The organism is Paraburkholderia jirisanensis (assembly GCF_054782355.1).
The window spans coordinates 350554-371081 of sequence record NZ_BAAGSQ010000021.1 but is presented as its reverse complement, the minus strand read 5'-3'; the positions used below and the strand labels follow the sequence as shown (position 1 = coordinate 371081).

General features: G+C 61.0%; 29 protein-coding genes. 20 read left to right on the top strand and 9 right to left on the bottom strand.

Annotated features, from left to right (window positions below; genetic code table 11):
• Positions 1 to 21: 21 nt before the first annotated feature.
• The 6 genes from ACYVNQ_RS10905 to ACYVNQ_RS10880 all read right to left on the bottom strand — a co-directional run bounded on the left by ACYVNQ_RS10905 (position 22) and on the right by ACYVNQ_RS10880 (position 6109).
• Complete coding sequence (locus ACYVNQ_RS10905) at positions 22 to 849, bottom strand: phosphodiesterase (RefSeq protein ID WP_460902492.1); 828 nt, start codon at positions 847 to 849, stop codon at positions 22 to 24.
• Positions 850 to 948: 99 nt separating this feature from the next.
• Positions 949 to 2106 carry an ABC transporter ATP-binding protein gene (locus ACYVNQ_RS10900; RefSeq protein ID WP_460902491.1) on the bottom strand — a complete coding sequence of 386 codons (1158 nt, stop codon included), beginning with the start codon at positions 2104 to 2106 and terminating at the stop codon, positions 949 to 951.
• Positions 2103 to 3119, bottom strand: a complete 1017-nt coding sequence (locus ACYVNQ_RS10895) for an ABC transporter permease (RefSeq protein WP_460902490.1) — start codon at positions 3117 to 3119, stop codon at positions 2103 to 2105. Before ACYVNQ_RS10895 ends, ACYVNQ_RS10900 begins: the two co-directional genes overlap by 4 nt.
• Before the next feature lie 8 nt (positions 3120 to 3127).
• Positions 3128 to 3952 carry an ABC transporter permease gene (locus tag ACYVNQ_RS10890; protein ID WP_460902489.1) on the bottom strand — a complete coding sequence of 275 codons (825 nt, stop codon included), beginning with the start codon at positions 3950 to 3952 and terminating at the stop codon, positions 3128 to 3130.
• Entirely contained in the window at positions 3949 to 4968 is a 1020-nt protein-coding gene (locus ACYVNQ_RS10885; protein ID WP_460902693.1) for an ABC transporter substrate-binding protein, read from the bottom strand. The genes ACYVNQ_RS10890 and ACYVNQ_RS10885 overlap by 4 nt, the downstream gene beginning before the upstream one ends.
• Before the next feature lie 91 nt (positions 4969 to 5059).
• Positions 5060 to 6109: a substrate-binding domain-containing protein gene (locus ACYVNQ_RS10880; RefSeq protein WP_460902488.1), complete on the bottom strand. Its 1050-nt coding sequence runs from the start codon at positions 6107 to 6109 to the stop codon at positions 5060 to 5062.
• Positions 6110 to 6806: 697 nt separating this feature from the next.
• Between ACYVNQ_RS10880 and ACYVNQ_RS10875 the strand changes: the two genes are divergently transcribed.
• The 3 genes from ACYVNQ_RS10875 (at position 6807) to ACYVNQ_RS10865 (ending at position 9013) form a co-directional block, all read left to right on the top strand.
• The gene (locus ACYVNQ_RS10875) at positions 6807 to 7979 is read left to right on the top strand and encodes a tyrosine-type recombinase/integrase (RefSeq protein WP_460902487.1); all 1173 of its coding nucleotides are present in this window, start codon (positions 6807 to 6809) and stop codon (positions 7977 to 7979) included.
• A 401-nt stretch (positions 7980 to 8380) separates the two neighbouring features.
• A complete protein-coding gene (locus ACYVNQ_RS10870) occupies positions 8381 to 8563 on the top strand; it encodes a hypothetical protein (RefSeq protein WP_460902486.1) in 183 nt (60 codons plus the stop codon).
• Between the two features lie 12 nt (positions 8564 to 8575).
• The gene (locus ACYVNQ_RS10865) at positions 8576 to 9013 is read left to right on the top strand and encodes a hypothetical protein (protein WP_460902485.1); all 438 of its coding nucleotides are present in this window, start codon (positions 8576 to 8578) and stop codon (positions 9011 to 9013) included.
• A 655-nt stretch (positions 9014 to 9668) separates the two neighbouring features.
• Here ACYVNQ_RS10865 and ACYVNQ_RS10860 read toward each other — a convergent pair.
• Positions 9669 to 9887, bottom strand: coding sequence for a hypothetical protein (locus tag ACYVNQ_RS10860; protein ID WP_460902484.1), 219 nt, complete (start codon positions 9885 to 9887; stop codon positions 9669 to 9671).
• Positions 9888 to 9970: 83 nt separating this feature from the next.
• Here ACYVNQ_RS10860 and ACYVNQ_RS10855 point away from each other — a divergent pair, with 83 nt between their 5' ends.
• The gene (locus ACYVNQ_RS10855; RefSeq protein ID WP_460902483.1) at positions 9971 to 10156 is read left to right on the top strand and encodes a hypothetical protein; all 186 of its coding nucleotides are present in this window, start codon (positions 9971 to 9973) and stop codon (positions 10154 to 10156) included.
• Between the two features lie 109 nt (positions 10157 to 10265).
• On the opposite strand, the gene ACYVNQ_RS10850 is transcribed toward ACYVNQ_RS10855, so the two are convergent.
• Complete coding sequence (locus tag ACYVNQ_RS10850; RefSeq protein ID WP_460902482.1) at positions 10266 to 10493, bottom strand: hypothetical protein; 228 nt, start codon at positions 10491 to 10493, stop codon at positions 10266 to 10268.
• A 37-nt stretch (positions 10494 to 10530) separates the two neighbouring features.
• Between ACYVNQ_RS10850 and ACYVNQ_RS10845 the strand changes: the two genes are divergently transcribed.
• The 16 genes from ACYVNQ_RS10845 to ACYVNQ_RS10770 all read left to right on the top strand — a co-directional run bounded on the left by ACYVNQ_RS10845 (position 10531) and on the right by ACYVNQ_RS10770 (position 19660).
• Positions 10531 to 11739, top strand: coding sequence for a hypothetical protein (locus tag ACYVNQ_RS10845; protein WP_460902481.1), 1209 nt, complete (start codon positions 10531 to 10533; stop codon positions 11737 to 11739).
• A 298-nt stretch (positions 11740 to 12037) separates the two neighbouring features.
• Positions 12038 to 12409, top strand: a complete 372-nt coding sequence (locus ACYVNQ_RS10840; protein ID WP_460902480.1) for a hypothetical protein — start codon at positions 12038 to 12040, stop codon at positions 12407 to 12409.
• Entirely contained in the window at positions 12402 to 12716 is a 315-nt protein-coding gene (locus ACYVNQ_RS10835; RefSeq protein WP_460902479.1) for a hypothetical protein, read from the top strand. Before ACYVNQ_RS10840 ends, ACYVNQ_RS10835 begins: the two co-directional genes overlap by 8 nt.
• The gene (locus tag ACYVNQ_RS10830; protein WP_460902478.1) at positions 12709 to 12897 is read left to right on the top strand and encodes a hypothetical protein; all 189 of its coding nucleotides are present in this window, start codon (positions 12709 to 12711) and stop codon (positions 12895 to 12897) included. Before ACYVNQ_RS10835 ends, ACYVNQ_RS10830 begins: the two co-directional genes overlap by 8 nt.
• Complete coding sequence (locus ACYVNQ_RS10825) at positions 12890 to 13417, top strand: hypothetical protein (protein WP_460902477.1); 528 nt, start codon at positions 12890 to 12892, stop codon at positions 13415 to 13417. Before ACYVNQ_RS10830 ends, ACYVNQ_RS10825 begins: the two co-directional genes overlap by 8 nt.
• Positions 13410 to 13706 (top strand): hypothetical protein, encoded by a 297-nt coding sequence (locus ACYVNQ_RS10820; RefSeq protein WP_460902476.1) that lies wholly within the window; start codon positions 13410 to 13412, stop codon positions 13704 to 13706. The genes ACYVNQ_RS10825 and ACYVNQ_RS10820 overlap by 8 nt, the downstream gene beginning before the upstream one ends.
• Positions 13699 to 13911, top strand: a complete 213-nt coding sequence (locus tag ACYVNQ_RS10815) for a hypothetical protein (RefSeq protein WP_460902475.1) — start codon at positions 13699 to 13701, stop codon at positions 13909 to 13911. The genes ACYVNQ_RS10820 and ACYVNQ_RS10815 overlap by 8 nt, the downstream gene beginning before the upstream one ends.
• On the top strand, positions 13904 to 14068 hold the full coding sequence (locus ACYVNQ_RS10810) for a hypothetical protein (RefSeq protein WP_460902474.1): 165 nt from the start codon (positions 13904 to 13906) through the stop codon (positions 14066 to 14068). Before ACYVNQ_RS10815 ends, ACYVNQ_RS10810 begins: the two co-directional genes overlap by 8 nt.
• A gap of 269 nt (positions 14069 to 14337) precedes the next feature.
• The gene (locus ACYVNQ_RS10805) at positions 14338 to 15285 is read left to right on the top strand and encodes a hypothetical protein (protein ID WP_460902473.1); all 948 of its coding nucleotides are present in this window, start codon (positions 14338 to 14340) and stop codon (positions 15283 to 15285) included.
• Between the two features lie 430 nt (positions 15286 to 15715).
• Positions 15716 to 16153, top strand: a complete 438-nt coding sequence (locus ACYVNQ_RS10800) for a ParB N-terminal domain-containing protein (protein WP_460902472.1) — start codon at positions 15716 to 15718, stop codon at positions 16151 to 16153.
• Between the two features lie 28 nt (positions 16154 to 16181).
• On the top strand, positions 16182 to 17375 hold the full coding sequence (locus ACYVNQ_RS10795; RefSeq protein ID WP_460902471.1) for a hypothetical protein: 1194 nt from the start codon (positions 16182 to 16184) through the stop codon (positions 17373 to 17375).
• A gap of 9 nt (positions 17376 to 17384) precedes the next feature.
• On the top strand, positions 17385 to 18170 hold the full coding sequence (locus ACYVNQ_RS10790) for a hypothetical protein (RefSeq protein ID WP_460902470.1): 786 nt from the start codon (positions 17385 to 17387) through the stop codon (positions 18168 to 18170).
• A 29-nt stretch (positions 18171 to 18199) separates the two neighbouring features.
• Positions 18200 to 18382: a hypothetical protein gene (locus ACYVNQ_RS10785; protein ID WP_460902469.1), complete on the top strand. Its 183-nt coding sequence runs from the start codon at positions 18200 to 18202 to the stop codon at positions 18380 to 18382.
• Positions 18379 to 18861: a glycoside hydrolase family 108 protein gene (locus ACYVNQ_RS10780; RefSeq protein ID WP_460902468.1), complete on the top strand. Its 483-nt coding sequence runs from the start codon at positions 18379 to 18381 to the stop codon at positions 18859 to 18861. Before ACYVNQ_RS10785 ends, ACYVNQ_RS10780 begins: the two co-directional genes overlap by 4 nt.
• Positions 18858 to 19424, top strand: a complete 567-nt coding sequence (locus ACYVNQ_RS10775; RefSeq protein WP_460902467.1) for a hypothetical protein — start codon at positions 18858 to 18860, stop codon at positions 19422 to 19424. The genes ACYVNQ_RS10780 and ACYVNQ_RS10775 overlap by 4 nt, the downstream gene beginning before the upstream one ends.
• On the top strand, positions 19421 to 19660 hold the full coding sequence (locus ACYVNQ_RS10770) for a hypothetical protein (RefSeq protein WP_460902466.1): 240 nt from the start codon (positions 19421 to 19423) through the stop codon (positions 19658 to 19660). The genes ACYVNQ_RS10775 and ACYVNQ_RS10770 overlap by 4 nt, the downstream gene beginning before the upstream one ends.
• A 588-nt stretch (positions 19661 to 20248) precedes the next feature.
• On the opposite strand, the gene ACYVNQ_RS10765 is transcribed toward ACYVNQ_RS10770, so the two are convergent.
• Positions 20249 to 20467 (bottom strand): hypothetical protein, encoded by a 219-nt coding sequence (locus tag ACYVNQ_RS10765; protein WP_460902465.1) that lies wholly within the window; start codon positions 20465 to 20467, stop codon positions 20249 to 20251.
• Positions 20468 to 20528 lie beyond the last annotated feature (61 nt).

The window sequence follows — 20528 nt, the reverse complement described above, 5'->3', positions numbered from 1 at the left end:
TGCTGCGCGACGCCTGACGCATCAGTCGATCAGTGCGCCGGCCGGTTCGTAGAACGGATACGGGCCCTCGCCGGCGTCGACGTACGCGTGGTGCGTGACGAGTCCGGTCGCCGCATCGTAGCGATGCAGCGCGAACGCGGGCGCTTCCATGCGGAATGCCGACGGCGCGTCGTCGCGCAGGTCGAGCGCGACCTGGTGCGCGGGCGCCGGCACCGCCGATGCAATGGTGCCGGCAAAGCGCGTGAACATCGGCCGGTGCACGTGCCCGCAGATCACGCGTTCGACGTTCGGATAGCGCGCGAGCAGCGTTTCGAGCCGCGCGGCGGCGGCCGGCGCGAGCCGCACGCAGTCCATATGGCCGATGCCGGACACGAACGGCGGATGGTGCAGCGCGACCAGCACGGTCTTGTCGCGCGCCGCTTCGAGCTGCGCGGCAAGCCATGCGAGGCGCGTATCGCACAGATCGCCGTGGCTCGCGCCCGGCACGATCGAATCGAGCGCGAGCACGCGCAGCGGGCCGACGTCGAGCGCGTATTGCACGAACTCGCCGCCTTCGAACAGCTCCTTGCGGTCGCCGAAACTTGCGCGTAGCGCGCCGCGGTCGTCGTGATTGCCGACCAGCAGGTAATACGGAATGGCGAGCGGCGCGAGCAGGGCTTTCAGATGCTCGTATTGCTCCGGCTCGCCTTGATCGACGAGATCGCCGGTGACGATCACCGCATCGGGGCGCGGTTCGAGCGCATTGAGCGCGGCGACGCAACGCGTCAAGTAAGCGGCCGTATCGACGCGCCGGTAGGCGAGCGCGCCGGGGCGTTTGATATGCAGGTCGCTGATCTGGGCTAGCAGCATGAGGGTGCCTGACGGTTCAAGGAGAGCGGGGCGCGGTTCGAGGCGACGCGGCGTGGTTTCGCTTTCATCGCTTTTATCGCTTCGTTTCGCGGGGTGGGTTCACGATAGCGCAAGCAGTGCGTCCGCTGCGATCGACACGCCGACCGCGGTGCCATGCGCCAGCTCGACGCGGCCCGCGACGTCGACCACCAGCGGGTCGGGCGCCGCGCCGCCGATCGTCAGGCGGGTGCGTTCGCCGAGAAATGCCGCGTGTTCGACGGTGCCGCGCAATTGTGCGCTGGCCGGGTCGGCGAGCCAGGCGTCTTCGGGGCGGAAGAATACTTCGTGCGTGGCGGGTGCGACAGGCGTGGCGTGCGCCGTGCGCGCGCCGTGTGTGCCGTGTGTCGCGGATGGCGCGGATGACGCGGATGGCACCGATGGCACGGTCGCGTCGCGGTGTTGTGTCGGGCCGCACGCTGCCGCGTGCGCGGCCGGCACGGCGCCGCCGGTAGTGGTCAGCAGGCCGTCGCGCCACGTCCCGGCCAGCCGGTTGATGGTGCCGATGAACTGCGCGACTGCGCGGGTGGCCGGCCGGTAATAGATGTCGCGCGGCGTGCCGATCTGCTCGATGCGCCCCGCGCTCATCACGACGATCCGGTCGCCGAGTTCCATCGCCTCGGCCTGGTCGTGCGTCACGTAGACGGTGGTGATGCCAAGCTCGCGCAACAGCGCGTTCATTTCGCTGCGCAAGGTGTCGCGCAGCCGTGCATCGAGGGCGGTCAGCGGTTCGTCGAGCAGCAGCACGCGTGGCTGCGGCGCGATCGCGCGGGCTAACGCGACGCGCTGGCGTTGGCCGCCGGATAGCTGGTCGACCGCTTTATCCGCGTGTTCGGTGAGGCGCATCATCGCGAGCAGCTCGTCGACGCGCCGGCGCGTTTCATCGGCGGCGATGCGGCGGATTTTCAGCCCATAACCGATGTTGCCGCGCACGCTCAGATTCGGAAACAGCGCGTAGTTCTGGAACACCATGCCGACCTCGCGACGCTCGATCGGCAGTGACGTGACGTCGTCGACACCAAAGCGCACGCAGCCGCCGGCGTCGGGCGCCTCGAGGCCGGCGATCATGCGCAGCGTGGTGGTCTTGCCGCAGCCCGACGGGCCGAGCAGCACCAGCGTTTCGCCTGCGCCGATCTCGAGGTCGAGCGGCTCCAGCACGCGCGTGCCGCGAAAGGTCTTCGCGCAGTTCGTGAGGGTGATAGGTACGGGGGCGAGCTTCATGGCTTGACGGGCGTGTCGGTTGCGGGGGCGCGTGGTTTCCGTGCCGCGCGGCGCGTCCCGGTCGCATCCACGCCGAGCCACTGCATCGCAACCAGCAGCGGCATCGTCATGATGAAGAACAGGATCGTGTAGGCGCTGCCGATCTCGATGCGCATCGACGCATAAGTATCGGCGAGGCCGACCGGCAGCGTCTTCGTGTCGGGCGTGTGCAGCATCCATGTCAGGTTGAATTCGCCGATCGACAGCGTCAGCACCGCGAGCGCACCGGCGACGATGCCGGGCCGGATGTTCGGCAGCACGATCGTCACGAAGCGCTGGGTGAAGCGGGCGCCCAGACTGGCCGCGCCTTCTTCGAGCGTACGCAGGCCGGCGCTCGCGCACACCGCGGCGACCGCGCGCACCATGAACGGCAGCGTGAACACCACGTGCCCCGCGACGATGAACGCAGCGCTCATCCGGAACGCGCGAAAGCCGCCGTACACGGACAGCAGCGCCAGTGCGGACGCGAGACCGGGCAGCGCGATCGGCAGCACCAGCAGTTCTTCGATCACGCGTGCCGCGCGCGTCTGGCTGCGCGCGAGCGCATAGCCGGCCGGCACGCCGGTGACAAGCGTAATGGCGAGCGTCGCGGCGGCCACTTCGAGCGACAGGAACACCGACCCGTGATACTGCGCCCATACCTCGACGAGCCAGCGCAGCGTGAGCCCGCTCGCGACGCCGCGAAAGTAATTGACGGTCAGGCCGGCGACGATCGACATCGCCACCGGCACGATCAGGAACGCGCACAGCGCCAGCGTGACGAGCCATTGGCCGGCCGCGAGCCAGCCGCGGAGCGAGGGCAGCGCGAGGCGGCGACGGCGCGGCGCGAGGTGCGCGACGGGCTGCGGCGCGTCTGCCGCGTTCAGGGTTTCGTGCGGTGAGGCGTCGCGCGTACCGTCGAGCGCTGCGGCGTAGGCGCCGCTTTCGCCGGTCGGGTTGCGGATCGCAGCAGGCTGGTCGCGCATCGTCGTCATGCTGGGCATCACGCGGTGGCAGCGACGGCCGAGCCGGTCGCCGTACGCGCTAGCGCGAGCACGGCCCACGTGACGATGCCCAGCACGATCGATAGCCCGGCCGCCGTTACGAGGTTGGCGGATAGCGTGAATTCGGTATAGATCGTCATCGGCAGCACGTCGATGTCGGTGGCGAGCGTGAACGCGGTGCCGAATGCACCCATCGCGGTGGCGAAGCACACGGCGCCAGCCGCGATCAAGCCCGGCGCGAGCGCCGGCAGCACGATATCGCACAGGATGCGCCACGGCGACGCGCCCAGCGAGCGCGCGGCTTCTTCAAGCGACGCATCGAGCCTGGTCGCCGACGCCATCACGGTGACGATCACGCGCGGAATCGAAAAGTACAGATAGCCGACGAACAAGCCCGCCATCGAATACGCAAACACGACGCGCTCGTCGGTCAGCTTCAGCGTCAGCGCGCCGATCAAACCCTGGCGGCCCGCCAGCATGATCACCATAAAGCCGACCACCACGCCCGGGAACGCGAGCGGGAAGGTCAATAGCGCGAGCAGCGTGCGCTTGCCCGGGAATTCGCGGCGCGCGAGCAACAGCCCGGCGATCACCGACAGCACCAGCGTCGCCGCCGTCACCGTCGCGGACAGCAATACCGTCGCGCCGAGGCTTTGCATATAGCGCGGGTTCGACAGCAGCGCGGCGTACGTCGCAAACAGATGCCCGCCCGCGCTGACCTGCACGAGCGTCGCGATCGGCAGCAGCCAGAACGCGACGAACACCGCAAGCGCCGGCGCCACCAGCGCGATGCGCCAGCGCAGCGGGAACGTGATGTCGTTCAATGCACCACCTGCAGATACTGCGCGCCGAACGCCTGCTGTTTGTCGGCCATCTTCGCGAAGTCGACTGCTTTCGCGCGTGCGTAGTCGGTGGCGGGCAGGAATTTCGCGGCCGCGTCGGCGCTCATCTGGTTGGCGCGCACCGGGCGCAGATACGCATTCGCCCACAGCTTCTGGCCCGCATCGGACAGCACGAAATCGAGCACCTTCTTGCCGTTCGCATCGTGCGGCGCGCCTTTGACGAGGCTCATCACGTACGGCACCGAGATCGTGCCTTCCTGCGGAATCACGAACTCGACGTTCGCGTGATCTTTGTATTTGGCGCGATACGCGTCGAAATCGTAGTCGAGCAGGATCGGAATCTCGCCGGACAGCACGCGCGCATACGCGGTCTGCTTCGGCACGATCGGCGCGTTCGCCTTCAGCTTGCGGAACCAGTCGAGGCCCGGCTGGAAGTTGTCGAAGCTGCCACCCAACGCCTGGTTCACCGCCACCGCGCCCGCATAGCCGACGAATGCGCTCGACGGGTCGAGGTAGCCGATCATCCCTTTGTATTCAGGCTTCAGCAGATCGGCCCACGAGCGCGGCACCGGCTTGCCTTCGAGCGCATCCTTGTTGACGAAAAAACCGAGCGTGCCCGAATGGATCGCGAACCAGTAGCCCTGCGGATCTTTCATGTTGGCGGGGATGTCGTTCCAGTGCGCGGGCTTGTACGGCTCGATCACGCCTTTGTCCTTCGCCTGGAACGCCGACGACACGCCTAGATACACGACGTCTGCCACCGGGCTTTTCTGCTCCGCGATCAACTGCGCGATCGCCTGGCCGGAGTTCTTGTTGTCGGACGGTACGCGGATGCCGGTCTGTTGCTGGATCGCGCTGATCTGGCTCGCCCAGTCCGCCCATTCGGGCGGGCAGTTGTAGCAGATCGCGGTTTCTTCGGCGTGGGCGAGCGGCGCTGCAACCAGCGACACAAGCGCGGCCGAGGCGGCCAGCGCGACGGCGCATGCGTAGCGGGGCAGCTTGTGCAGGGTCGTGAGGCGAGGCAGGTTCACAGCGGTCTCCAGGACGGGGTGAGTGAGTGGTCAGAGATGGTGGCGGTGCGTGGGCGTGTCAGGCGGCCGAAGCCGTGCGCGCCGCGACGGGCGCGTCGGCGCTGTGCGAAATCGCAGCGATCGTCGCGCCTTCGCGCAGCGTGTGCGGCAAGGTCAGCGACAGCGATTCGTCCGGATAGGTGCCGTCGACACGCGCGATCAGCCGGCGCCATGCGGCGCAGCCGATTTCGCGGTTCGGCGAGCTTATGCTGGCAAGCGGCGGCGCGAGCAGCTCGCCCATCGCGAGCCCGTCGAAGCCGAGAATCGACATATCGCCGGGCACGTCGAAACGCGCGCGGCGCAGCCCGCGCATCACGACCATCGCGAGCAGATCGTTGCTGCAGAAGAGGGCGGTCGGGCGCTGCGGGCCGCTGGTCAGATGCGCGAGCACCGCCGGCGCCAGCTCGTCCGCGTTGAAATCGATCTCCAGCGCCGGCGCTGGCGTCAGGCCAGCTTGCTGCATTGCCTGGGTGTAGCCGAGATGGCGCAGGCGGGCGCGATCCGACGCCGCGAGCGTGCCGGCCAGCATCAGGATCTGCCGATGGCCGTGCGCGATCAGCATCCGCACGCCTTCGTAGGCGGCCAGCCGGTTGTCCACCGATACCGACGGGCGGCGCACCGTGTCGTTGTGCATCAGCACGTACAGCAGGCCGGCGCGGTCCAGTTCGTCCAGCAGCGGATGCGTGTCGGCATCGGCGACGGTCAGGATCAGGCCTTCGACGCGCTGCTCGCGCAGCGTCTCGATGGCGTGGCGCTCGCGTTCGCTGTCGTACTGGGTGGTCATCAGCATCAGCCGGAAGCCTTGCGCGGACGCGAGTTCGTCGATGCCCTGCAGACATTCGGCGAACACCGGGTTGGCGAGCGTCGGCAGCACTACGCCGATCAGGCGGCTACGCTCGCCGCGCAACTGGCGGCCAAGCGGGCTGGGACGGAAATCGAGCGCGTTGATCGATTGCCGCACTATTTCGAGAGTGACGGGATTGACCGTATGCGGCGCATTGATCGCGCGGGAGACCGTCGCGATCGAAAAACCTGCGTGGGCAGCCACGTCCTTGATGGTCGGTGTCATGGTGCGTCAGCCGATGTAAACGTTTTCGTCGACGCGGATTATCGGTAACGAATATGACGAATGCGTGACTTGCAAAGGCCGGCACGCTACTTTGGTGCGCCGGTGCAGGCGATGGTAGAATCGCGTCCGCCCTTGCCGGGGTGATGAAATTGGTAAACATAGCGGACTTGAATATTTGAGTGCCCAGCCGGAAACGGCCGGTGTAGAACCCCTCAAATTCGGTGAACCCCCTGACGGCCCGACGGCCGCCGCGGCAACGCCGAGCCAAGCCCGCCGGTGCTCAAGAGGCGCCGGTGCGGAAGGTGTAGAGACTAGACGGGGGGCGCCTAAGGCGGCGCGCGCGGATTGTGGATTGTGGATTCACGGCAATCTTGCGGCAGCGCGGCGATGGCGAAGGCATAGTCCAGCGCACGAACGGTTTTACTTGCGGTGATTGCTCGCCGGGTGGGACTGGCGTCGAAAGACGTGGTGTGAAGAAAATCCGCCGCTTAACAGCTTGCCGGTTCGAGTCCGGTCCCCGGTACCAACTTCCCTCCCAACACCTCCCAGGTTCTACCAAAAACTACGTCAAGTCAAGCACTTGAGGGTTTTTGCTGCCCAGCGTTTCCCAACACTTCCCATTGACTGCCAAGAATTTTGGGGGCATCTTCGGGGGCACATTTTGAACCTCGGGGCACCTCGATGCCCCCACGAAATTATGCCCCTTACCGATGTCGCCGTCCGCAGCGCGAAGCCGCGCGAGAAATCCTACAAGCTGACGGACGGCGAGGGCATGTACCTCGAGGTGTCGCCGAACGGCTCTAAGTACTGGCGTCTGAAGTATCGCTTCGGCGACAAGGAAAAGAGACTGGCCCTCGGCGTGTACCCGGCTGTCTCTCTGCTGGCCGCGCGCAAGGCTCGTGACAAGGCGAAGGATCTGCTGCGTGCCGGCGTCGACCCGATGGAAGAAAAGAAGCGGGAAGCCGAGCAGCGCGAGCTGGCGACGCAGGCCGCCGAAGATCGCTCGGTCGCCGCGGGGTTCGCCAAATACAGCCGGTCGGTGTCGACGAAGAAAGGAGGCGTCAAGTGGGAGCAGAACCGCCTGGCGCTGTTCGTGCGCGAGTTCCCCGAGTACGCCAAGCGGCCGATGGCCGAAGCCGACACGCCGATGTGGGCCGAGTGGCGCGACAGGCGCCTGACCGGCTACACGCGGCCGGACGGCACGCCGGTGCGCGCGATAAAGACCGGTTCCGTGCTGCGCGAGATCAACCTCTACCGGAACGTCTTCACGATCGCGCGCAAGGAGTGGAAGTGGATCACCGTGAATCCCTTCACGGACGTCGGTTCACCGCCGGACGGGCCGCCGCGTACCCGCAGACCTGACCCGTGGAAGGAGATCCGGCCGATAGTGCGCTGGCTTGGCTACCGCACCGGCCAGGAGCCGCAGAACAAGAACCAGGAGGTCGCGCTCGCATGGCTGGTGGCAATGCGTAGCGCCATGCGCGCGAAGGAACTCAGGGGGCTGGGCGAGGGCACGCTGAACATGAAGACCGGCGTGGCCGTGGTCGAGCACAAGATGCAGTACCTGACGAAGCAGCCCCGGCGGATACCGTTGCCGCGCGCGGCGTTGCGGCTGCTGAAGCCGGTGGCGCACCGCAAGCAATGCTTCACCGTGTCAGCCGAATCGATGGATGCACTGTTCCGGAAGGCGAAGAAGGCGTTGCTGATCGAGGACCTGCACTTTCACGATAGCCGCGGCGAAGCGTTGACACGGCTGGCTAAGAAAGTCGACGTGATGACGCTCTCACGCATCAGCGGAATCAAGGATCTTGAGCTCTTGATGGATCACTATTACAGAGAGACGACCGAGCAGATTGCGGCGCGGCTGTGACGAGGGAGGTCGGCAATCGTGCATGACTGCTGACGCGGCACAGAACATGCTTCTCCTAATATGCCGTTGTGTTCGCTGGTTCGCGTGATTGATAAGGCGAAGGTCGTGCATATCTTCTAGTGGGTCAGGGGCCGGAGCAATAATTCGCGCCTTCTCCGACGATAGATTTTGTCAATAACGTTTTGATATTGCTTTGTGTAGAATTCGCGACAAACAAGGAGAGGCAGTCGGACCGAAGCGCCGTAGACACAGCGAGCGCTGATCACCGAGAACGCCTCAGGGTTGCACAGTGTGAACGTGCGCCAACGTACCGACCGATGGGTCGGCCGCGCTAAAGATGTGCTGAGCCGCGTCGTAATTACGAGTGCGAGAGTACAGACTGGCGAACGGAGGATTTCCCCATGGACAAGAATCATCCGAAGGACGAAAAGCCAAATGATGGCGGAGAGTCGCGGAAAGATGACCGTCCCGTCAAGCTTGACTTGACACGCATGGCTGCGGCGATACGTGGCCCGTATGCGACGATTCCGGTAGGATTGTCGCGCGAAGAGAAGAGACGATTCATTCTGGACCACGCAAAATAAAAAGAGTGGAGCATGGCGTATACCGTTCGCTTCAACGCACAGTTTGCCAAAGAATTTGCGAACTTTCCGAGTGACCAGCAGGACGCCATTCTCGACTTCACCGACACGTTCGAAAAGTACGGGCTGGGCGATTTCACCAGATACGTAGGAAAGATCACCCCGTCATGGAACGGCGTAGCCGTAGGCGGCCCGCAGTACACGTTCGCGTATACCAACGATCTGTGGCATTACCACATCGGGTTGCCTAAGTTCAATCACGTGCACGGCAAGTATGCGACCTCCGACTGGGTTCTCCACTTCCAGTGGCCCAGCCGCGGTACCACTATTAACCTAGTCGACATCTGCTATCACTACACGAGTACCGGTGCGTTCTACGTGCCGGGACAGAAGTATTTAGACCCGGCCAGTTCAGATGACACCACTACCGGCGCTAGTTCGCCGTCTGTCTGACATCTATCGGTGATCATCGACGACAGCTCGTCTGCAGCGTGAGTACGCTGCCTTCACTAAACGCGTGCCATGACTGCTGCTTTATACTGGTCATCCATACAGTATTTGGCCGCTATGATCCTGCCGCCGTTCGACCCTCCCGACTTTGACGCGCTGACCCGTTGCTGGCGGTCCGCACTTGCCGCAATGCGTCGGCTTTCGTTGTTGCGCCGCAACAGGCCGATTGCACTGGGTGCATTCGGGTTTATACTGAATTCGTCTCCTCCATGTCTCCTCGATATGGATTCAGCCCGCCTAGCGCGGGCTTTTTTCTTGCCTTCAATCCACGCGGCTCGCACAATTTCCGTTACTTATCCCGGAAACTCTCACCGTGTCCTTCGCGCTCGACCCTGAAGAACTGCTGACAGGCACCCCCAGCCAAGCTGATGCGTTTCTGATGAACGCACTGTGGCGGAGTGCGCCTGGCAGCTTGTCTGCCGAATGTGTGCTCGAGTGGAAGAGGATATTGCGCGATCGCGGAGTTGAATTTGCGTCTCACGTGAGCGCGTGCCAGTACTGGCTTTTTGAGCAGCAGATTGGCCGCGTATACATAACGCCGAGACCCCTGCGCGGTTCCGCAAGTCGGTCACATAGCTGACGGCGTGCTGGCGGACAGCTAGTCCTCGCACTCGTCTGGATCACCGCCCAGCGCGCGCAGCAGGTCCCGCACGAAGTCGGCATCGACGGCCTGCCACTCGTCTGAGTAGAGCACGCAATCCTCTGGGTTCTTCTTTCCCTTGGCCTTGCGGATGGCTCGTACAGTGTTTTCGATCGACATCGCCATGTCGTACTGTGGCGTGCCGGGCTCAATTTTGGGGTGTTTGTCCATGTCCATGCAGAGGATGTCGGCAGCGGCCGCAGGGACTTTAGCCGCCGGTTACTGCACTCCGGCCGAACTGTGATTCGAGGTCAGGAACTATGCCGGACAAACGCAACATCGTGATGCCGACGGACGAGGAAGACGCGGCAATCAACCGCGGCATCGCGGCGGATCCGGACACGTACGAGGTGCCGGCCGAGGACTTCAGGAAGATGAGGCCGGTGGTTGAGCGCGATCGCAGCTCCACCGACGAAAAAAAGCCCCGCACGGATGGCGAGGCTTAAACGAGAACTGCGCTCACCAGGGTGAGTGTTTCAACGATAGGATCTCGATCGCGGCCAGGCAAGGTTAGCTATCGGCGCTGCCGACTGTCGAGTGACAACGCGTCAATCCTTATTTGACCATCTGCGGAAAGCCACTGGATGCGTCCGGATTGAAGTTCCGCTCAGTCATGCCGTCCACTTCGCGTCCCAACAAACTATCGTCAATTTCGATCGGTTGACCGACAGGTTCGCCGCATACTCTCTTGATGGCATCTTCCGTTGCCCAGCGCCTCGACGTCTGGTATTCATCCGAGACGAAGTCATATCGTTTGAAACGATAGATTTTCACAGTCGTCATAGATAGCCCCGAATCGAAACGTAAGCGGAGATTAAGGATGTCAAATGACATCACGTTTGAACGCAACGCATTGTACGACGAAGTCTGGACCGATCCGGTCAGTGTGGTAGCGCTTCGCTACCGCATCTCGGACAATGGACTTCGGAAAATATGCAAAAAGCTTGGAGTCCCCTTGCCGCCGCTTGGGTATTGGGCCAAGTTACGTGCAGGCCAAAAACTCAAGCAAACGCCGCTACCGAAGCACCATGGTGCGGTCTCATTCCGAGCAAGGCCGGACGTGTATAGCCATCGTGGGGCTGACCCGTCAGAAACGAAAGATATTTTTCAGGCCATAGACGAGGAAGAACTGTTGCCGGCAAATAAAGTCACGCCAACCACAGAGGGTGATTGGCAGCATGCGCTCGTTAGAGCTTTGGCGAAGAAGTTGCAAGCGGTCGACGCGCAACTCGTGGAAGAGGACAAGCCGAGAAAGGCGGTGAAGTGGGAACCGCAGTGGGATCGCATCAAATTCACAGTCATTCAAGCAGGAGGTTTGATTGGCGTCTCCGGCGATTTTCTCAGCATCACTGTGACGCCGGCGGTCCGCCAACGCGCACTATCGATTGCCGATGGTTTCTTGGTGGCCGTCGAGGCGAGGGGGTTCAAGGTTCGGATCGATAGCGGAAAGACGATCATCTCGAACCGTGACGTGATCATGCAATTGCGCATGTCCGAGATGGCTGAGAAAACCCGCCCCGGGTATGGCATCGACACTTGGGATGCGCTCGGACGCCTGCGCATAATCTTGCGTCGCGAAGGTTGTGACTCTGGAGCACCATCGGAAATCAAGGTGCGCGACGAGCTTGGACGCGTGCTGGAAAGCCAACTGAACACAGCAATCGCGAAATTGCGAAAGGCTGTCATTGGTTATAAGGATCGCGAACAGTCTCGCAAGATTGCCCTTAGGCGGGCGGGGGAAGAACAACTACGCGTTCAGTGCTTACGATGGCACGAGACCATGGCAGATGAAGCTGCTCGTGCACAAAAGCGAAGCTTCGACCTGGTGCTAGAGGAAGCGGATATGTGGGAGGCGATCGAGCGTCGGCGCCGATATATTGACCACCTTGAGCAAGTGGCCCGCGCGCGCGGCTTTTCAGTAGCAGAGGATTCGGCGATAGGTAATTGGCTGGCGTGGGCCCGCGACACGTGCCGGATTTTGGATCCCACGGATATGCGACTGTCGACGCTCAACGCCGGTCTTTTCTGAAGATGCCCAGCGTTTACAAATTTCCGCTTGACGACCGTCTTTAGTGTCCCTAATCTGTAATTGCTGCCGAGACAACGGTAGCCGGGGGTGACAGCCCGAGAAAACGTAGGCGGACGACCGCCGCTAGGCGGTATTTTTTCGTCCGTAGTATCATTGCGCGCCCATTTTACGGGCGGGTCATGGTGGGGGAGCGCTTGCGCTCGCCGGTGCCTACGTTCCGGTCTGTCAACCTCGCCATGTGCCTGCCCACCCGTTTGACAGCGGTTGGACAGGCTTCTACCAAACGTAGGAGTCCGCAATGACGTCCAATGCATCCGCTCGTTCTGAGCAAATCTCTACCAATACCCAACCTGATGTAGAGGTCAAGAGGGCTGAAAACCCGCTTAATCAGAAGTTCGACGTAGTTAGCGCTACAGGTTATGTGTCGCTCGGAGCCGCTCTTCAGTTAAACAGACTGCACCGGGCGATGCAGGGTATCAACGCTATCAGCGAGATCCTCATCGCGAGCTATGTTGAAGATGGTCATGAAGACGGCCAACCGCTTGGTGGCTTTCTCACGGGAGGGCTTTTTGCGGCTCTCCAGGCGCTCTCCGAAATGTCGGTCAACGACATCCACTCCATGCAGGCGCACAACGAGCGCAACAGCGAAGTGGAGGCATGCAATGGCTAAGCATGTAACTCCTGTTCGAGTCTCTGAGTTTGGCGTCACCGCCGAGCTTGATCAAAACACCACCACGCTATCTGTTGAGTGGGGAGGCAGGCCGGTTGATTACTGCCTGGTGCAAGCTCAACGGCTGCGCGCGATGACGCTGCTGATAACCGGCGAGGGTTTCGAAACGTTCAGTGATTTGAACAAACGCGATCAACACCACATCATCGAAGTGATGGACGACTTGGCATCCCGTGTCGTGATGCTGTCGAAGCTTGCCGAGAAGGCAGAAGACGAACGCGATATCCGGGAGGCCGCAAATGGCTAAGTCACTTGCGGAACTCGCATGCGATGCGGGCACGTTGCACGCGCTGATTCAGACTCTTATGGTGGCCGTACCGTGCGACACGATCGACTGTGACGTGCCAGTTAAGTCGACGCTGCTGCATTTGGAGCGGCTGGCGCGCATCCTGTCCGAAGACATCTCGGAGATCCCCGACCATGTCTAACGTCAATCTCGCTTCGCTCCCGAAGCACAAAGCGCTTGTCCTCGCGCGTATGGGCGGCATCACGATCGGCTCGGACAATGAGGTGATGTCGCATCACTTCCATGATCTCCTTCAAACGTGGGTCAGCGCCAACTGCCCGCGCGCCGTCGACCAGACGGATGAAGAATTCGGCGATCTGGTCAGCGACATCGGCGACGCCTTCATGGCCGGGTTCAACACGGCGTATCCGGACGTTGAGGCGGCTCCCGCCAAAGACGACTACCAGGCCGGCACAAAGGTCGCCATCGACCTGATGCAGTCATGGTCGATCCGCGGTGAGGATCATGCAACCGGCGTTCTGGTGATGGCCGAACTGTTCTGCACCTTCAACAATCTTCAGGGCGACAGGCAGCGCGGTTTCGGCGATGCCATAGCCGGCTATCTGATGCTGGTGCTGCAGGGCTACGGAGCGCCGTCGCTGCCTGAGTGGAACGTGGCAGACAACTTCCCCCAGTGGATCGGGGAGATCGGCGATGTCTAAACGACCAAAGCGAGTTCTCAGCGTTGAGTACCGCGAAGGCTCCAGGCGCGCATTAGAGCTTCTGCGCGAAGAGGAATCCCACGGCACTGATGCGTGGGTTTTCGCAGAGCGCTTTCTGTGTCAGTTCCGTGAGATGGATCGTGAGTCCGGCCGCGGTTTCCGTGATGCGATGTTTTTGTTCATTCAATGCACGATTCAAGGCGCACCCGCGAATCTGGATGAAGAAGGTAATTCGTGGCTGGCTGATCTCGAAGATCCCGATCGGTGGATGGAGGACGAACATGACTGACGCTAACGTCATTTCCCTCGCTGACCGCCGTTCCGCCAAGAAAGGCTGTGCGCCGCGCATGGTTATCGAAATCAGCGACAACTGGAATTTCAGGATAGTCGAAGGCAGCATTCCCGCTCGCGCTGACGCCGAGGAATTGAAGATGGCGGCGAGCCGGTTGCTTATCTGGCTGACCGGCATCGCCTGCGGAGAAAGGGATGCCTAACGACTTCTTCAAGCGCGCGCCTAAGCGCCGGCCGCCAAATCCATTCATGGAGCCATGGGAGATCGCAGCGGCTCAGAACCACATTTCGCTGCCGCGTGCCGCGCGCATCCAGGGCGAGAAGTTCGGCAAGGAGATGTTCCCGGCATACAGGGATTGAAGTATGCGAAATGGATAGTTGCCGGTCGATTGTGGGCTGCGTCCGTGTTCTAAATGTCCCGTGCGCGGACATTTGCGGTGCAGCGCCACATTTACTGCGGTGCAGGAGATGGGCCACGTTGGACGTAGCACCCGCGCTCGCCGTTTTGGTGGAATTTGGGCGTATATTTGATGCCGAATTAAGTTCAGCCGCGCGTAACTTGAGTGACGAGAACAGGGATCCCTTACCCTGTTGGCGCGGCTTCTCAACCTAGGGTGCGTGAGGACGCAATGGCAATCCCAGAAAAAGCTGCCTTCGAGGCTTCTATCGATTACCTAAAGACGTGCAATGCGGGGCTCTTACAACCGCTGTTCACGCTCGAAGTTTTTAATGACTCAAGTTCTGCCGACGCTCTCGCGCTAGTGAGGCTAGCCACAAAACTTCGTCAGGAACGATATGACGAAGCGGATAGGGACAAGGTCATATCTTGGCTGAATTCACAAGATGGATATGTCCGAGCAGTGAAACGACTGCCCCCGGGGCCGAGGCGTGCATCAAAAAAATCGTCGGCTGGAGAAATTAAGGATATCCATCAATACTACTTTGAGGCGCTCCACAAGATTTCGAAAATCGAGCATCCAGAGCGCAGGCAGAGGAGGTTTGACAAAGCCGTTGCATCGCTGCTAGATACCTACGAGGCGGGCGGTAATTCGACGTGGCAATGGGGACTAGTCAAGTCGTTGTATGAGTATCACTACACTGACCACGCCTCTGACATTGTCAATAACATGCGGCAGTTATCCTCGAGAATCGATAAAGCTATCGCCGGCTTGGAGGCGTTGAGGCAGGTGAGTAAGGATGGGTTTGCTCACGTGCAGTTTCTTTCGATGCAAAACGCTCAGGAACGTAAGGAGGGTCAGCAAGTTCAGTTGGTTGACGATGATATTGATCGCCGACTCCAACTGCTGGCGTCAATGAAAACCGTTGATCCTGACCAGTTTTACCCACTGAAGCGCATCGATGATACTGCCAAGGAACGCCTTTTTGTATTCCGGATGGCGGGATTCAATCACATGGCATGGGGTGGAAGCAGAGCCCCCGCTATAGCGTGTTTGATGGAGATAGAGGGGTTTAGAAATCAAATCGATGAGCGGAACATCGAGCGACAGTGTGCGGCAACGTCGAAAAAAGAGAGGCATTTATTTGATGTTTACGAGTCGTTAACTGCCGTGGCATGAGATGCACGTTTTTCAAAAACTAACGCCATTACGCTCTAGGTTGACGTAGGTCAACATTCGCTCACGACCTACCACCGTGAGCGAATATGCAAAATCCCAACGCGCCGGTCCTTCCCGGGATTGGCCTCCTAAAATGGCGCCAGATTTCTCCCTTCCTGCCAGTTGGCCGGGAGACCTGGCGCAAGTTGGTTCTGTCTGGCAAAGCTCCCCAGCCGGTCCGCTTCTCCAAGACATGCGTCGCATACCGTGCAGAGGACATTCACCTCTGGCTGGCTGATCCGGTCGGCTATGTCGCGCCCGCACCAGCCACTGCGGAGTAACGAATGCGTACGTTACTCAAGCAAGCCATCATGGCCGTCTATAACTGGCGTGCGCTTCCGGCGAGTGCGACCGGGTTCCTGATCCGTCGTCTGGGACTGGCGGGGTGCTGATGGAACTGCATCCGCTCTGCACGCTGTTTCCGCGGCTCGAAGGCGTCGAATTCGAGGCGCTGAAGGCTGATATCGAAGCCAACGGCCAACTTCAACCGATCGTCGTCCATGACGGCATGATTCTGGACGGCGGCAACCGTTATCGGGCCTGCGTCGAGATCGGCGTCGAACCGCAGACAGTCGAGCGCGACTTCGAGGGGCATGACCTTCTGTCCTATGTGCTGTCCGTCAACCTCCATCGTCGACATCTGACGCAGGGCCAGCATGCGGCAATCGTGTCTGCCGCGACGAATTGGCTCGAGGCGCAATCGCACGGTGGCGATCGCAAGTCCGATCAAGGTGCAACGTTGCACCTTGGTACGGTCGCTGATCGTGCCGCGCAGTCTGGCGCAAGCGTCCGCACTCAGAAGATGGCCGACAAGGTGGCTAACCGCTAATCCGAAGGTAGATGGCAACCGCGCCAACATGACGGATCGCCAGCAGATCTTCGCTGTCGGCGTCGCGGGCGCAACGAATCTAACGCTGCCGACAATCGATGTACGTGAGATCCGAGGCGACGGGCTTTATATCGGGCAATCGAACTGGACCGCAAGCAGCGCAAATCCGTCGAATATCAAGATCGGCCGGGTGACTGCGATCAATAGCGACAATGATGGCCGAAATGCAATCTCGATCATCTCGGGCACGACTATCTATATCGAATACCTGCTTTCGATACAGATTGGCGCGCTGGTGGCTGGCTTCATTCAGCCAGGTGGCCTTGATATCGAACCCGACTTTGGCTATGAGGCATGCACCGGTATTCGCGTAGGGATTTGCGATATCACGACAGCCGGCTCTTCCGGACTCGGTGTGTTCGGGAAGTCGATATCCGGTAACGATGCAAACCTCGACTGGAATTGCTTCGATATCCAGATTGGTATGGCGCGCGTCTCGAAGGTCGGCACGACCGGGTCGTCCATCTCCGCGCAGCCATTTACGCGCGTATCGGCCCTCCACATCGACGATCTGTATGTGACTTATGACGGCGGCGTCCGCGGGCGCGGGCCTATGTTTGATTTCTGCCAGAGGGTGATCGCGAATGTACGGGTGGCGAACGTCAATATCGGCGCCTTGGTGGGATCGTCCGCTAACGCCGACGGCTGCGAGATCAACGTGGTGGGATCTGACTTCGACACTGCGATTGTGCGCACCACGAGTGTGACAAACAGCAAGATTTCTGTTCGTCGAAATGGACAGGCGATTCCAGGATCGACCGCTTTCGGCGTGCAACTGTTCAACGAAGGACGGTCGATTGCCCAACAGGACGTTACGTACAGCGTTCATTGCACCTTCGACACCGTGTTGGCCCGCGCTTTTCGTAACGAGCCAGGCAACCTGGTAGCTGTCGGCACCGGTTGTCAGGTAAACGGCGGTGACTGGACAGGATACCCGTCCGGTCTCGCTAACGACGCGGCGATCCCTGCAATCAATGTCAAGGGGTGGAACGATCAAACCTCAATTCCGATAGCCGGTACGTGGATGTTCGGCGACTTCGTTCGCAACACGCAACCGGTGCAAAGCGCCGGAAAAATCATGATCGGCTGGTCGCGGTTGAACACCGGAAGCAACAACGTTCTGAACAACGACTGGTCGCAAGTCTTCGCCACGATCCTATAAGGAAAATCCATGAAACGCCTATTCGCTTCGATCATTCTGTCGTTCGTCACAACATGCGCTCTCGCCGCGACGCTGACCCCCATTCAACTGCTCAACCCCGCCGGCTCGACATCTGGTCAGGCGATTCTCTCGACTGGACCAACGACCGCGCCCATATGGGGCGGTGTTGCGCTATCCGGTGTCACCGGCACGCTCGCCATTACCAACGGCGGGACTGGTGCGACGAGCGCGGCGGCGGCGCGTACAAATCTAGGTGCAGCTGCTACCAGCAGCCCGCTGTCGCAGTTCGCCACCACCACCAGCGCACAGTTGGCGGCGATCGTCTCCGACGAGAGCGGTTCTGGATCATTGTTATTTGGCACGTCGCCGACGCTTAACCAGCCGGTTATCAATGGAGTGACAAACGGATCGAATGCGTTGGCCGGTTCTGTCGGCGAGTATGTCACCGCGACCGGCACAGGCGTGTCCATGTCGTCTGGCGTGAATAACACGGTGGCCAGCATTCCGCTCAGCGCGGGCGATTGGGACGTGTGGGGCAACGTAGAGTTTGCGCAAACCGGCGGTGCATTGTCCACAGTTCTTGTAACCAGCATCAGCCAGGGATCTGCGTCCATCGCAAGTGCGCCAAACCGCGCCGTCTCACAGTTTTCTACGAGCCTCCCGCAAACGGTTACACCACCGATGCAGAGAGTTTCTATCGCCGGCAGTTCCACTGTTTTTCTGATGGCGGTCCCGACCTTCACGGGTGGCACGCTGACGGCGACCGGATTTATAGCTGCGCGTCGGCGCCACTAATAACGTACATAACCACTGACGGGTAGACCATGCATAAGGAAATCGTCTCGACCACCACGAACGCTGCAACAAGCGCGGGTGGCATCGCGAGTTCGTGGTGGCTCTGGCTCACCGATCCGAGCCTCGCGCACTTCGTCACCATCCTGACGGCGATCCTGATCGCGTCGCAGTTGTTCTGGGGATGGCGCCGGTTCTTTCGGGAGAAATCGTGAGCTCATTTGACGACGCATTCACCGCCCTGATCGGCAATGAGGGCGGCTATTCGAACAACCCTGCCGATCCCGGTGGCGAAACGATGTGGGGTGTCACGGCGCGCGTCGCTCGATCAAATGGCTACACGGGAGCAATGAAAGATCTGCCGCTCGAGACTGCCAAACAGATCGCGAAAAAGGGCTATTGGGACCCATACCGCTGTGACCAGTTCGACCCGCGCGTCGGATTTCAGGTGTTCGATGCCGCCTATAACGGCGGCCATCCTGCGCAGTGGCTCCAGCAGGCTGCGAATGTAGAGGTGGACGGGGACATTGGCGACGAGACGGTTGCTGCGGTACGCGCCGCTGATCCGATGCGGATCATCGCCCGGTTTGTCTCTTACCGCATTCGATACTGGACATCACTTAAGGACTGGTCAACCTTCGGCCGAGGATGGGCTAACCGGGCAGCAGACAATCTCGAAAGGAGCGCATCTTGAGCGCGTGGACATCAGCATTGAACGTTATCAAGACGCTTGCGCCTACCATCGCCACTGCCATCGGCGGCCCGCTCGCCGGGGGCGCAGTTACCGCGCTGGAAGGCGTGTTCGGCCTCACGCCAGCGCCGAATGCATCGGACGATGATCGGCAAAGCGCGCTTGCCGCAGCGATCAGTGGCGCAACGCCTGAACAACTGGCCGCCATCCGTAAAGCCGACCAGGACTATGCGCTGGCTATGGCTCAGGCCGGCTTCAAGGATACCGAGACGCTCGCAAGTCTAGCGGTGCAGGATCGAGCCAGCGCGCGCCAGATGCAGATCAGCACGAAAAGCGTTACCGCGCCATTCCTTGCGGTATTCGTCACGCTCGGCTTCTTCGGCTGTCTTGGCCTGATGATGTTCTACCCGATCCAGAAAGAAGCGCACGACGCCCTGATGCTTATGCTCGGCGCGCTCGGCGCGTCATGGTCGGCAGTTGTGGCGTACTACTTCGGCTCAAGCGCCGGCAGCGACCGGAAGACCGAGCTTCTCGCGCAGAGCACCCCTGCCGGGAGCCAGCAATGATCGCGATCGGGCGTTACCTGATGAACTGGCTGATCCTGCTCGATCAGGCTGGAAATACGCTGGCCGGCGGCAGCCCGAACGAGACTATTTCGGAGCGCGCGGCGAAGGCCAAGGCAGCCGGCCGCACGTGGGGCTGCGTACTGTGCGGCTTCCTGAACTGGATCAACCCGGGCCACTGCGACAACGCGCTCACGTCGACGATTGGCGATGATGCGGTGATTCCTGACGGCGAGTGAGCGCGGTGCGCGCGGAGAGGGTATTCAGCGCGTGCGGGCCCGGTAGCTCGCGATCAGGCGGCAGACCACGCTATTCACGTTGCGTACCGGCCGCATTGCTTGGTGCGGTGGCTGGCGGCGGTTTGCTCGCCGCGACAAACAGCAGTATCGCTTGAGCCGCGAAAAGTCCCGCTATTAGTAGCGTGTATAGCTGCCCAGACAGCATCCCGACGAGAATCAGGAGCGTCTTAATGCCGCAAGCTGCACCGACGTTTCCGATCGGAACGAGACACCACGCTAGCAGCGGCAATGCGGCGGACCGTTGACTGCGCCAGGGCCATAGAATGAGCAGCCAAGCGACGGGCAACTCGGCAGCCAGAAGGAGTGTGGCAAAACTGGGTAACATGGCGCTCTCTCAGACCCACTGCGCCTTTCCGGTTCGAAGTCCGGTTTTTCACGGGAAAAGTCCGGGGGCATTTGTGGGGGCATCGGTTTAAGGATGCTGAGAGAGAAGCCTTACCAGTAAAGGCTCAGAGAATTTAAACGGGTCCGGTCCCCGGCACCAGGGTCCTTCCGGCATTTCCCAGACTCTGCTGAAACGACCTGAAGTCAATTGATGCCCTCACTCGGGTCGCTTCTGCAAGCCCGCGCGAGGTCGTTCAGAAAATCCTCTTCTACAGCGGCCCACTCCGGCGAGCGGGCCACGCAGTCTTCGGGATTTTTCTTGCCTCGCGCCTTGCGAATGGCGCGCACGGCATGCTCGAGCGCCATCGCTGCGTAATACGCAGACGCGCCGGGCTCAATTTCGGGATATTCGTCCATGTCCATGCCAAGGATGACGGCATGGGCCGCGAGGACTTTAGGCCGCGGTTACTGCACACAATAATTG